Below are 12437 nucleotides of genomic sequence, written 5' to 3' on the forward strand. Positions count from 1 at the left end.
GTCAGCCGGCGATCTTCAGAGCCTTGCGCTGCTCGCCGGCGCTCTCGCTGCGACGGCTCTTGGCCGCCTCCATGTCGAGACTCACCATGAAATCGGAGATGCGCGGCTGGATCTCGGCGCGGAAGCGCGAGCCGTTGAAGACACCGTAATGGCCGACCTTCGGCTGGAGATAGTGAACCCGTTTCCCGGCGGGGATGTTGACGCAGAGATCATGCGCAGCATGTGTCTGCCCGACGCCGGAGATATCGTCGTTCTCGCCCTCGACGGTCATCAGCGCGACGCGGCGAACCGCAGTCAGGTCGACCGGCTTGTCGCGATGCATCATCTCGCCCTTGGGCATGGCGTGCTTTACGAAGACGGTATCGACCGTCTGCAGGTAGAACTCCGCCGTCAGGTCCATGACGGCGAGATATTCGTCGTAGAAGTCGCGATGCTTCTCGGCCGAATCGCCGTCGCCGCCGACGAGGTGCTTGAACATGTCGTAATGGGCGGTGACGTGGCGATCCATGTTCATCGCCATGAAGCCCGAGAGCTGCATGAAGCCGGGATAAACCTGCCGGAACGCACCCATATGCGGGAAGGGCACGACGGTGATGCAGTTGCGGCGGAACCAGTCGGTGCCGCGCTCCATCGCAAGCTGGTTCACGGCGGTCGGCGAGCGGCGGGTATCGATCGGCCCCCCCATCAGCGTCATCGAACGGGGCGCGCAGGGGTCGGCCTCGGCTTCCATGCGCGCGACCGCCGCGAGAACCGGGACGGAAGGCTGACAGATCGCCATGACATGCGTGTCCGGCCCCAGCGTCTGCAGCATGGCGATGACGTAGTCGATGTAGTCGTCGAGGTCGAAGCGGCCCTCGGTCAGCGGCACCAGCCGCGCATCGGTCCAGTCGGTGATGTAGACCTCATGACCGGGCAGGAACGCCTCGACCGTGCCGCGCAGCAGCGTGGCATAGTGGCCCGACATCGGCGCCACCAGCAGCACCTTGGGCTGCGGCTTGCGCCGCCCAGCGATCTTGCGATCGAAATAGACGAGCTTGCAGAAGGGGCGCTCCCAGACGACCCGCTCCTCGACCGCCACCTTGACGCCGTTGATCGTCGTTTCGTCGAGACCGAAGGCGGGCTTGCCGTAGCGGCGCGTGACGCGCTCGAACAATTCGCAGGAAGCCGCGACGGTGCGCCCGAAGGGCGTATAGGTCAGCGGATTGGCCGGGTTCTTGAAGGCGAGGTGCATCGCGTCGGAGACGCCGCGCACCGGGCTCACCATCATGTGAACTGCTTCGTAGGCATGATAGGCAAACGACATGGTGGCCCCGTACATGCGATCGAGTGTCCTTCTGGCGGCGCAACAAGCATGCTGCGTCGCAATAACGCAGCTTACGTTGATTTTGTTCTCATTCAACCCGGCTAAAGGCTAAGATTTTACTGCCATGTGGATGAAGCCGTCATTCCCGCTCCCGGCGGGAGCCGCGCAGAAGGCCGATCAACGGTGAGCGCCTCGGACCTCTCGACCCCTCTTCTCGCCCGAACGGGCCGCCATCTGCGGCTCGACACGCTGGTCCGGCTGCGCTGGCTGGCCATCGCCGGCCAAAGCGCGGCCGTCGCCGGCGTGCATTTCGGCCTTGGTTTTCCCCTGCCCTTCGGCTGGTGCTTCACCGTCATCGCCGTTTCCGCTTGGCTCAATATCGTCCTGCGAATCAGGTTTCCGCTCAGCCATCGGCTGCAGGACGGCCCGGCGACGGCGCTGCTCGGCTTCGACATCGCCCAGCTCGCCGCCCTGCTCTTCATGACCGGCGGGCTTCAGAACCCGTTCGCGATCCTGTTCCTGGCGCCGGTGATGATCTCGGCGACGGCGCTGCCGCCGCAACGCACCCTGCTGCTCGGCCTGCTGGCAATGATTCTGGCGACCCTGCTCAGCCGCTTCCACCTGCCGCTGCCCTGGGCGGGCGAGGACCGGCCGGTGCTGCCGCCATTCTATCAGCTCGGCAACTGGGTCGCGCTCGTGCTCGGACTTGCCTTCACCGGCATCTATGCCTGGCGCGTCGCCAAGGAGGCGCGCGACCTTTCGGATGCACTTGCCGCGACCGAGCTCGTGCTGGCGCGCGAACAGCATTTGTCCCAGCTCGATGGGCTCGCCGCCGCCGCCGCCCATGAACTCGGCACCCCGCTCGGCACCATAGCGCTGGTCGCCCGCGAGCTCACGCGCCTTGCCCCGCCGGACGGCGAGATGGCCGAGGACATCGCGCTGCTGCGAGAACAGGTCGAACGCTGCCGCGGCATCCTCGGCAAGCTCTCCAGCCTGCAGGACGACGATGCCGGCCCGCTGGATCAGCTGACGCTGCGTCTGCTGATCGAGGAAGCGGCCGGGCCGCAGCGGCCCTTCGGCGTGCCCTTCGAGATCACCATGACCGGCGACAAGCCGGAGCCGGTCTGCCGGCGCAACCCCGGCATGATCTACGGCCTCGGCAACATCGTCGACAACGCGGTCGATTTCGCACGCTCGACCGTGACGATCGCGGCCGAATGGACGCAGAGCCGCGTCGTTCTGACGATCGCCGACGACGGCCCGGGCTTTCCGCCCGATGTGCTGATGCGGGCGGGCGAGCCCTATCTCTCGCGCGGCAGCGGAGAGGGACGCGCCGGTGGCGGGCTCGGGCTCGGCCTGTTCATTGCGAAGACCCTGCTCGAGCGCGGCGGCGCGACGCTGGAATTCTCGAACCGCCCGGCGCCGGCGAGCGGCGCCTCGATCCGCATCGTCTGGCCCCGTGACGTTTTTGAAGCGGACCTGCCCGCGATGGGGGGTACCAAGCCGGAAGCATCGGCATTACATGAGCTTAGCTGACCGCAAGCCCGAACGGGCATGCGGCCGGCGTTTCGAAACCTCACTTCGCGCCACCGCAGCGCGCATGGACAAGCGGTCAGGAGATCAAAATGCAGGATGCGCCGAGCCAGACCGGCATGCCCGACAACACGGACATGTCGCTGTTGCTGGTCGATGACGACAAGCCTTTCCTCACCCGCCTCGCCCGCGCCATGGAAGGCCGCGGCTATGTGGTCCGCACTGCAGACAGCGTCGCCGCAGGGCTTGCTGCGGTGGAGGAATCCGCCCCGGCCTTCGCTGTGATCGATCTCCGTCTGGGTGACGGCAACGGGCTCGACGTGATCGCCCGGCTCAAGGAGCGCCGGCCGGAAGCCCGCGGCGTGGTCCTCACCGGCTACGGCAACATCGCCACCGCCGTCAGCGCGGTGAAACTCGGCGCCTTCGACTTCCTCGCCAAGCCGGCCGATGCCGACGAGATCCATGCCGCGCTCGCCGCCGCGCGCGATGCCCGGCCGCAACCGCCCGAAAATCCGATGTCGGCCGACCGCGTCCGCTGGGAGCATATCCAGCGCGTCTACGAGCTGTGCAGCCGCAACGTCTCCGAGACGGCGCGCCGCCTCGGCATGCACAGGCGCACGCTCCAGCGCATTCTCGCCAAGCGCGCCCCGCGCTGATCCGACGACCAACAGAAGAAAGCCCGCCGGGCGACATGTCCGGCGGGCTTTTGCTTGTCCAATCGCTTTCGCGTCAGGCCGCGCAGGCGGGAGCGAGGCGGGCCGTGCGCCGGTCGAGCGCAACCGCGACAGCAGCGAGGCCGAGCGCCACGAGCGGAACGACGGCTGCGACCGGCGCGATGGCGCCATAGCCCAGCCCCTGCGTGATCACAGCGCCTCCGAGCCAGGCGCCAAAGGCGTTGCCGAGGTTGAAGGCGGCGATGTTCAGGCTCGATGCCAGCCCCTGCCCGGCTCCACCGGCCTGCTGCAGCACCCACATCTGCAACGGCGCGACGGTGGCGAAGGCGGCGGCGCCCAGCGCGAAGGCCGCGACGACGGCGCCGATCTGGCTGTAGAAGGCGAGGCCGGAGGCGAACATCGCCACGGTCAGCAGCGCGATGGTGCCGATGAGGGCTGGGGCGAGGTTGCGGTCCGCCCAGCGGCCGCCGAGCAGATTGCCGACGACGAGCCCGGCGCCGAAGACGAGCAGGATCGGCGAGACCGCCGCCTCGCTGAAGCCCGCAAGCTCGACGAGGATCGGCTGGATGAAGGTGAAGACAGCGAAGATGCCGCCGAAACCGAGCACGGTCATGAGCAGGCCGAGCTGGACCTGCGGGCGCGTCAGCACCTTGAATTCCTCGGCGAGCGAGCCGGGGACGACGCGCTCGCGATCCGCCGGGACGAGCACCGCCAGGACGACGAAGGCGAGGAGGCCGATGCCCGTTACCGCCCAGAAGGTCGAGCGCCAGCCGAAGGCAAGGCCGAGCCAGGAGCCGAAGGGCACGCCCAGCAGCGTCGCGATCGTCAGGCCGGTGAACATCAAGGCGATGGCCGAGGCCTTGCGCTCCGGCGCGACGAGGCTGGTGGCGACGAGCGAGCCGACGCCGAAGAAGGTGCCATGCGCGAGCGCGGTGACGATGCGGGCCGACATCAGCCAGGCGAAGTTCGGCGCCAGCGCGGCCGCCAGGTTGCCGAGGGTGAAGATCGCCATCAGTACCAGCAGCGTCGTCTTGCGCGGCAGGGAGCGCGTCGCGATCGTCAGGATGGGCGCGCCGACGAAGACGCCGAGCGCATAGCCGGTCATCAGCAACCCGGCGAGCGGCACACTGATGCCGAGATCGCTGGAGACCTGCAGCAGCAGGCCCATGATCACGAATTCGGTGACGCCGATGCCGAAGGCACCGACGGTAAGGGCATAAAGGGCAATGGGCATGGAATGCCTCCGGGAACGGGTTCGGGCCTGGAGATAGCGCCGCGCAGGCTTGTGAATTAGACTGCGCGAAAGATCAGCAATTGTGAGTTGAATTCACGATGCCGCGCACCGAGATCAACCGCTCCGGCGAGATGGAAGTCTTCACCCGCGTTGTCGAACTCGGCGGCTTCTCGCCGGCGGCGCGGGCGCTGAGGATGACGCCCTCGGCCGTCAGCAAGCTCGTCGCGCGGCTGGAGGCCCGGCTCGGCGTTCGGCTGATCGTGCGCTCGACGCGCAAATTCATGCTGACCGAGGAAGGCACGACCTTCCATGAACGGGCACTGCGCGTGCTCGCCGATCTCGACGAGGCGGAGCGGGCGGTCTCCGCCTGCCAGGTCCCGCGCGGGCGGCTCCGGGTCAACACCAACGTGCCGTTCGGCCGGCATTTCCTGCTGCGGCTGGTGCCGCGTTTCTCCGAGCTACATCCCGGGGTACAGCTCGACATCACCTTGAGCGACGCGGTGGTCGATCTGGTGGATGAACGCGCCGACGTCGCGATCCGCGTCGGTCCACTGCGCTCCTCACAGCTGGTGGCACGCAAGCTCGGCGAAAGCCGGATGGCCGTGGTCGCATCGCCCGCCTATCTTGCCGCCCATCCCGCTCCCGCGCATCCCGACGACCTCGTGCAACACGACCTCGTCACCTTCAACTTCGCGCGGCACAGCGATTCCTGGCCGTTCCTGATAGACGGCAAGCGCAGCGAGTTCGCCGCCCGCGGACGCACCACGGTCGGCGATGGGGAGAGCGCGCGCGAACTTGCGCTCGCAGGTCAAGGCCTGACGCGGCTTTCCGTCTTCCATATCGCCGACGATATCGCCGCCGGCCGCCTCGTCCCGGTTCTGGAAGCGTTCAATCCCGGCGACGTCGAGGAGATCCATGTCGTCTATGTCGGCCATGGCGGCCGGCTGCCGGCCCGCGTGCGCGCCTTCATCGACTTCCTGGTTGAAGAGATCGACCTGCGCTCTTTCGCGAAGCCGCTGGCGTTCGCCGGGGCCGAGCCTTGGCGAGAGGCCGCTTCAGTCTGAGCCGACCGGGTCTTCGATCAAGGCGAGCCGGCTCGAAGCCAGCCGCGCCAGCGCGATGGTCAGCATCTTGCGGCGTGCCGGGCTCAAGGGGTGGCGCGGCGGCTCGCGCAGCAATTCGCCGCCATAGGCATCCGCGACGATCAGGCCGACATCATCCGGCAGGATCTCGCGCGGGAACTCCGGTGCCACGGCAAAGAGGAAGCCGTCGCAATAGTCGCGGTAATCCGGCCATTTGCCGTCGACGCGGTAATCCGCGATGCCGGACTTGACCTCGACGACCCAGAGCTCGCCCGACGGCGACAGCGCGACGATGTCGCCGCGCCGGCCGTTAGCGAAGGTCATCTCCTTGACGATGGCATAGCCGCGCTCGCGCAGATGCCGGGCTGCGCCGCGGCAGACGATGCGCGTGATATCGGGCCGCGCCGGCGGCGGATTGAGAACGGAATCCGGAAGGGACATGGGTGTATGTTCCCTCTTTGTTTCTCAGAATGCAAGCTTCGACTACCGGCCTAAGGCAGGTTCTCGCGCAGGATGATCTCGATGCTCGGCGGCGCCGTGCCCTCCAGAGCCGGGCGGCCTGCGCGCAGATTGGCGAAGATCGCGATGCAGCTCATCAGCGCCGCATGGGGATGCTGGGTGATGACCGCGTCCATCGTGCCGTCGAGCAGGAGAGCGCGGGTCGCCGGGGTCAGGCCGTGGCCGACGAAGACGACCTCCTGCTGCCGGCCGGCCTCCTTCAAAGCCTTCGCGATACCCTCCGGCCCGCCGCCGATATTGTAGATGCCGGCGAGGTCGGGGTGCTGGGCGAGCAGCGCCTTGGCCTGGCGATAGTTGCGCCCCTCGTCGTCGAGCCCCTCGCGCAGGCCGACCACCTCGATCTGCGGGAACATCTCCTCGAAGAGATGGAGGAAACCCATCTCGCGCTCCTCATGCGCGCGGTAGCTCAGGCTGCCGGCGATCATCGCGACCTTGGCCGGGCGCTTGCCGATGAAGCGGGCGACGAGATAGCCGGCCGTGCGCCCGGTCGAGCGGTTGTCGAGCCCGACATAGGCGGCGCGGCGCGCATTGGCGATGTCGGAGATCAGGGTCACGGCCGGCACGCCGCGCTCGGCGAGGCCGTTCACCGCCTCGCGCACGGCCGGATGCTCCAGCGCCATGAAGGCGATGCCGTCGACGTCGCGCCCGACCTGCCGGAGCTGCTGGGCCAGCAGTTCCGGCTTGAAGCTCTCGATGAATTCGACGCGAGCGCGCATGTTAAAGGAGGCGAGATGCTCCTGCGCCTCCGCGATATGGCGCCCGAGCATCGCAAGGAAGCGGTTGCTCCCGGCCGGCAGCAGGAAGGCGAGACGCATCGGCGTGAAGGCCTGCGCCGGCAAGGCGGAATCGAGGACATAGCCCAGCTCGCTCGCAGCCTTGAGCACGCGCTGGACGGTGGCCGCGCGCACGCCGGGGCGCTGGTTCAGCACCCGGTCGACGGTTGCGGTCGAAGCGCCGGAGAGCGCCGCGACATCGGCGATGCGGGCCATCCGGCGGCGCTGCAGGCTTTCGCCGCCGCCGTTCCTCTCCGCCGAATCCGTCATGAAATCACATCAAAAACCATCATTATTTGAGTTTGACCACCATCATTCCAGCTTCCTAATCTGAGGGCAAGAAGACCGCAATCAATCAAATCGCATCAGCGATACCGGGAGGATCACCATGACGAACTTCACGCGCCGCACGGTGCTGCGTACGCTCGCCGCTGCGCCTGCCGCCTCGTTCATCGCCATGCCGCATATCGCGCGCGCCGCCGAGATCGAGCTGAAATACGGCAACAACCTGCCCCTCAGCCACCCGCTCAACATCCGCGCCCAGGAGGCGGCGGAGCGCGTCGCGAAGGAGACGAACGGCCGGGTCGAGATCAAGATCTTCCCGAACAATCAGCTCGGCGGCGATACCGACATGCTGAGCCAGGTGCGCAACGGCGGCATCACCTTCTTCACGCCGTCGGCGCTGGTGATCGCGACGCTGGTGCCGGTCGCGGCGATCAACGCCGTCGGCTTCGCCTTCGCCGATTACGACCAGGTCTGGAAGGCGATGGACGGCAAGCTCGGCGCCCATGTCCGCGAGGCCATCTCCAAGGTGAACCTCTATGCCTTCGAGAAGATGTGGGACAACGGCTTCCGCCAGATGACCACCTCGGGCAAGGCGATCGAGTCAGCGAAGGAAATGGCCGGCCTCAAGATCCGCGTGCCGGTGAGCCCGCTCTCGATCTCGATGTTCAAGGCGCTCGACGCCGCCCCGGCGAGCCTGCAATTCTCCGAGGTCTATACCGCGCTGCAGACCAAGGTTGTCGACGCGCAGGAGAACCCGCTGCCGATCATCCAGGTCGCCAAGCTCTACGAAGTCCAGAAGAGCTGCGCCGTCTCCAACCATATCTGGGACGGGTTCTGGTTCATCGCCAACGGGCGCGCGTGGCGCGGCCTGCCGCCGGATGTCCAGACAATCGTCGCCAATGCGATCAACGATGCCGGCGTCGCCCAGCGCGGCGACATCAAGAAGCTCAACGAGACCGTGCAGGCAGACCTGCAGTCGAAGGGGCTTGCCTTCAACAAGACGGACCCGGATTCCTTCCGCGCCAAGCTGCGCGACGCAGGCTTCTACAAGGAATGGCAGGAGCGCTTCGGCAAGGAGGCCTGGAGCCTGCTCGAAGACGCCGTCGGCAAGCTGGCCTGAGGGGTGCGGGCGGGCCTATAAGGCCCAAAAGCACAAGACAGGAAACGCCCCCGATGGATGCCCATAGCGCGACACTTCCCGCTGCCGCCATGCCCGCAAACGGGCTCGGCCGCTTCGCAGGCCATCTCGACCGTGCCCTCGGCGGGCTGGTCGAGACGGTGGCAGCCGTGCTGGTGCTGGTCGAGATCATCATCTTGGGCGCCGGCGTCATGGCGCGCTATGTCTTCCACGCCCCACTGGTCTGGTCCGACGAGCTCGCCTCGATCCTGTTCCTCTGGCTCTCCATGCTCGGCGCCGTCGTCGCGCTGCGGCGCGGCGAGCATATGCGGATGACGGGCCTCGTCTCCCGCGTCTCGCCGCAGACGCGGGCGCTCCTGGAGGCGATCGCGATCACCGCCTCGATCGCCTTCCTCCTCCTGATCATCCCGCATGCGCTCGAATATGCCGAGGAAGAGAACTTCATCGTCACGCCGGCGCTGGAGATCAGCAATGCCTGGCGCGCGGCGGCGATCCCCGTCGGCGTCGGCCTGATGCTGATCGCCGCCTGCTGCCGCCTGCTCCGCTTTTCCACGCTGAAGCCCGCCCTGCTCGCGATCGGGATCACCGCACTGTTCGTGCTGCTGTTCTGGCTCGTCGGTCCGGCGCTGAAGCCGCTCGGCAAGCTCAACCTGATCGTCTTCTTCGTCGGCGTCGTCGCGCTCAACGTCTTCTCCGGCGTGCCGATCGCCTTCTCCTTCGCGCTCGCGACCTTCGGCTATCTCGCCTGCACCACCTCGACGCCGATGCTGGTCATGGTCGGCCGGCTCGACGAGGGCATGAGCCATCTCATCCTACTCGCCGTCCCACTCTTCATCTTCCTCGGCGCGCTGATCGAAATGACCGGCATGGCGCGCGCCATGATCCAGTTCCTGGCGAGCCTGCTCGGCCATGTCCGCGGCGGCCTGTCCTATGTGCTGGTCGGCGCGATGTATCTCGTCTCCGGCATCTCGGGTTCGAAGATCGCCGACATGGCCGCGATCGCACCCGTTCTCTTCCCGGAGATGCAGAAGCGCGGCGCCAAGCCCGGCGATCTCGTCGCGCTGCTCTCGGCGACCGGCGCGCAGACCGAGACGATCCCGCCCTCGATCGTGCTGATCACCATCGGCTCGGTCACGGGCGTCTCGATCGCGGCCCTCTTCACCGGCGGCATGCTGCCCGCCGTGGTGCTGGGCGTCGCGCTCTGCTTCGTCGTCTGGTGGCGCTGTCGCGGCGAGGACCTCAGCAACGTCAAGCGCTTCTCCCGGCGCGAGATTGCAAAGCTCGCCTTGGTCGCATTGCCCGCGATCGCGCTGCCCTTCGTCATCCGCGCCGCGGTGGTCGAGGGCGTCGCGACCGCCACCGAGGTTTCGACCATCGGCATCGCCTATGCGGTGCTGGCCGGCATCCTGCTCTATCGCCAATTCGACTGGCGCCGCCTGCCGCGCATGCTGGTCGAGACGGCCTCGCTGACCGGCGCGATCATCTTCATCATCGGCTGCGCCACCGCCATGGCCTGGGGCCTGACGCAATCGGGCTTCTCGCGCGATCTCGCACAGGCGATGGCAGCGGTGCCCGGCGGCGCCTGGGGCTTCCTCGCGATCTCGATCGTCGCCTTCACCATCCTCGGCAGCGTGCTCGAGGGCATCCCGGCGATCGTGCTGTTCGGGCCGCTGGTGTTCCCGATCGCCAAGCAGGTCGGCGTGCACGAGGTGCACTACGCGATGGTCGTGATCTTCGCGATGGGCATCGGGCTCTTCGCCCCGCCCTTCGGCGTCGGCTATTACGGCGCCTGCGCGATCAGCAAGATCAATCCCGACGAAGGCCTGAAATACATCTGGGGCTACATCCTCGCCCTGCTCATCGGCCTCGTCGTCGTCGCTGCCGTGCCGTGGATCTCCATCGGCTTCCTCAGAACCTGATATTCAGAAAGCAACGCCCATGAGCCGTTTCTTTGGCCAGATCCGTCAAGCCGGCTATGTCGTCCCGGATATCGAGGCGGCGATGGATTACTGGAGCCGCGTGCTGGGCGTCGGGCCGTTCTTCTACAACCCGAAGGTTCCGATCAAGAACTACCGCTACAAGGGCGAAACCTACGAGCCGCACAACTCGGTGGCGCTGGCCAATTCCGGCCCGCTCCAGATCGAACTGATCCAGTGCCGCAACGACGTGCCGTCCATGTACAAGGACTTCACCGATGCGGGGCTGACCGGCTTGCAGCATGTCGCCTACTGGACTTCGGACTACGACGCCGATCTGGAGCGGCTGGTTGCCGAGGGATTCAAGCCGGTGATGTCGGGCGAGGTCGGCGAGCGCGGGCGCTTCGTCTATTTCGACACGCATTACCATCCGGGCACTGTGATCGAACTCTCCGAGGTCGCCGGCCCCAAGGGCGAGATGTTCCGGCTGATCCGCGAGGCGTCGGAGACCTGGGACGGCAAGGACCCGGTGCGGCCCTTCCCTGACCTGAGCAAGCTCGCTGCCGCTGCGGCGTGAGTCCGCAACGACATCGCGTCATGGTCGGGCTTGACCTGACCATCTCGGAAACCAGCGCCCTCTGGTCATGAGATTCTCGGGTCGAGCCCGAGAATGACGCCCCATGAACGGCCGGGATGCGTCCGATGACCGAGAACCGCTTCGAAGCCAGCTACCTCATCGAAACCCCGCTCGATCCTGCCAGGGTCGCGGAGGTGATGGCCGGCGAGCAATCCTGCGGCACCTTCGCCCGCGTCGCCGGCGAAACCGACGAATTGCGCGAGCGGGCGCGCGCCGTCGTGACGCGGATCGAGGAGTTGGAGCCCGCAGCTAAGCCCAGCCTGCCGAATGCCTGGCTCGCCCGCAAAGGCGTCGGCGGACCGTGGCGGCGCGCGCGCATCACGATCTCCTTCCCAGTCGACAATGTCGGCGCCAATCTCGCGACGCTGGCGGCGGTCGTCGCCGGCAACCTCTATGATCTCGGCGAGGTCACCGGCTTGAGGCTGGAAAGCATCGCCCTACCCTCATCCTATCGCCAGCGCTTTCCGCTACCTACGCAAGGCATCGCCGGCACGCGCCGGCTGACCGGAGTTGCGACGGGCCCGCTGGTCGGCTCGATCATCAAGCCGAATGTCGGGCTCAGCTCTGCACAGACGGCCGAGCTCGTCGCCAGCCTGTGCGAAGCCGGGCTCGACTTCATCAAGGACGACGAGATCTCGGCCGATCCCGTGCATGCGCCTCTGGCCGAACGCATTCCGGCGGTGATGGCGGCGGTGCGCCGGCATCAGGACAAGACCGGCAAGCCCGTCATGGTTGCCTTCAACATCACCGACGAGACCGATGCGATGCGCCGCCATGCCGATCTCGTCCAGCGCGAGGGCGGTTCCTGCGTGATGGCGAGCCTCAACTGGTGCGGTTTCTCGGCGATCGAGACCCTGCGCCGCTCGACCGATCTCGCCCTGCACGGCCACCGCAACGGCTATGGCGCCTTCTCGCGCCATCCGCTGCTTGGCATCGGCTTCCAGGCCTATCAGGCGCTGTGGCGGCTGGCCGGCGTCGATCACATGCATGTCCACGGGCTGCAGGGGAAGTTCGCGCAGGAAGACGAGGAGGTCGTGACCTCCGCGAAGGACTGCGTCACTCCGCTGACCGATGGCGCCGATGACCGGGTGATGCCGGCCTTCTCCTCCGGGCAATGGGCCGGCACGGCGCAGGCGACCTGGGACGCGATCGGGCATGACGACCTGCTGTTCATGGCCGGCGGCGGCATCCTCGCCCATCCCGGCGGGCCGAAGGCGGGCGTCGCCAGCATCCGGCAGGCATGGGCGGCCGTCGCAGAAGGTACGCCTATCGCCGAGGCAGCGCGCGCGCATCCGGAATTGCAGCAGGCGCTCGACATGTTCGGCGGCAAGGCGGGCTAGCGC

The 12437-nt window shown here is 67.0% G+C and carries 11 protein-coding genes; 7 read left to right on the plus strand and 4 right to left on the minus strand.

Annotation, left to right across the window (positions count from 1 at the left end; genetic code table 11):
- Position 1: 1 nt before the first annotated feature.
- Positions 2-1303, minus strand: coding sequence for a polyhydroxyalkanoate depolymerase (locus AC1DNE_RS19310; RefSeq protein ID WP_441472778.1), 1302 nt, complete (start codon positions 1301-1303; stop codon positions 2-4).
- 183 nt (positions 1304-1486) lie between these two features.
- Between AC1DNE_RS19310 and AC1DNE_RS19315 the strand changes: the two genes are divergently transcribed.
- Positions 1487-2839, plus strand: coding sequence for an ActS/PrrB/RegB family redox-sensitive histidine kinase (locus tag AC1DNE_RS19315; RefSeq protein WP_441472777.1), 1353 nt, complete (start codon positions 1487-1489; stop codon positions 2837-2839).
- An 89-nt stretch (positions 2840-2928) separates the two neighbouring features.
- Positions 2929-3492: an ActR/PrrA/RegA family redox response regulator transcription factor gene (locus AC1DNE_RS19320; protein ID WP_441472776.1), complete on the plus strand. Its 564-nt coding sequence runs from the start codon at positions 2929-2931 to the stop codon at positions 3490-3492.
- A gap of 73 nt (positions 3493-3565) precedes the next feature.
- Here the strand turns inward: AC1DNE_RS19320 and AC1DNE_RS19325 are convergent, their stop codons facing one another.
- Positions 3566-4744 carry an MFS transporter gene (locus AC1DNE_RS19325; protein WP_441472775.1) on the minus strand — a complete coding sequence of 393 codons (1179 nt, stop codon included), beginning with the start codon at positions 4742-4744 and terminating at the stop codon, positions 3566-3568.
- Between the two features lie 98 nt (positions 4745-4842).
- Between AC1DNE_RS19325 and AC1DNE_RS19330 the strand changes: the two genes are divergently transcribed.
- Complete coding sequence (locus tag AC1DNE_RS19330; RefSeq protein WP_476766528.1) at positions 4843-5808, plus strand: LysR family transcriptional regulator; 966 nt, start codon at positions 4843-4845, stop codon at positions 5806-5808.
- On the opposite strand, the gene AC1DNE_RS19335 is transcribed toward AC1DNE_RS19330, so the two are convergent.
- Both AC1DNE_RS19335 and AC1DNE_RS19340 read right to left on the minus strand, forming a co-directional pair.
- Positions 5800-6267: an MmcB family DNA repair protein gene (locus tag AC1DNE_RS19335; RefSeq protein WP_476766529.1), complete on the minus strand. Its 468-nt coding sequence runs from the start codon at positions 6265-6267 to the stop codon at positions 5800-5802. The genes AC1DNE_RS19330 and AC1DNE_RS19335 overlap by 9 nt on opposite strands.
- A 50-nt stretch (positions 6268-6317) precedes the next feature.
- Complete coding sequence (locus AC1DNE_RS19340; protein ID WP_441472772.1) at positions 6318-7388, minus strand: LacI family DNA-binding transcriptional regulator; 1071 nt, start codon at positions 7386-7388, stop codon at positions 6318-6320.
- Between the two features lie 118 nt (positions 7389-7506).
- On the opposite strand from AC1DNE_RS19340, the gene AC1DNE_RS19345 reads away from it, so the two are divergent.
- The 4 genes from AC1DNE_RS19345 (at position 7507) to AC1DNE_RS19360 (ending at position 12434) form a co-directional block, all read left to right on the plus strand.
- Entirely contained in the window at positions 7507-8523 is a 1017-nt protein-coding gene (locus AC1DNE_RS19345) for a TRAP transporter substrate-binding protein (protein WP_441472771.1), read from the plus strand.
- 89 nt (positions 8524-8612) lie between these two features.
- The gene (locus tag AC1DNE_RS19350) at positions 8613-10460 is read left to right on the plus strand and encodes a TRAP transporter large permease (protein ID WP_441472837.1); all 1848 of its coding nucleotides are present in this window, start codon (positions 8613-8615) and stop codon (positions 10458-10460) included.
- 19 nt (positions 10461-10479) lie between these two features.
- On the plus strand, positions 10480-11034 hold the full coding sequence (locus AC1DNE_RS19355) for a VOC family protein (RefSeq protein WP_441472770.1): 555 nt from the start codon (positions 10480-10482) through the stop codon (positions 11032-11034).
- Positions 11035-11159: 125 nt separating this feature from the next.
- Entirely contained in the window at positions 11160-12434 is a 1275-nt protein-coding gene (locus AC1DNE_RS19360; protein WP_441472769.1) for a ribulose-bisphosphate carboxylase large subunit family protein, read from the plus strand.
- The last annotated feature ends 3 nt before the right edge of the window (positions 12435-12437 follow it).

The organism is Allobosea sp. 05L423 (genome assembly GCF_056397745.1).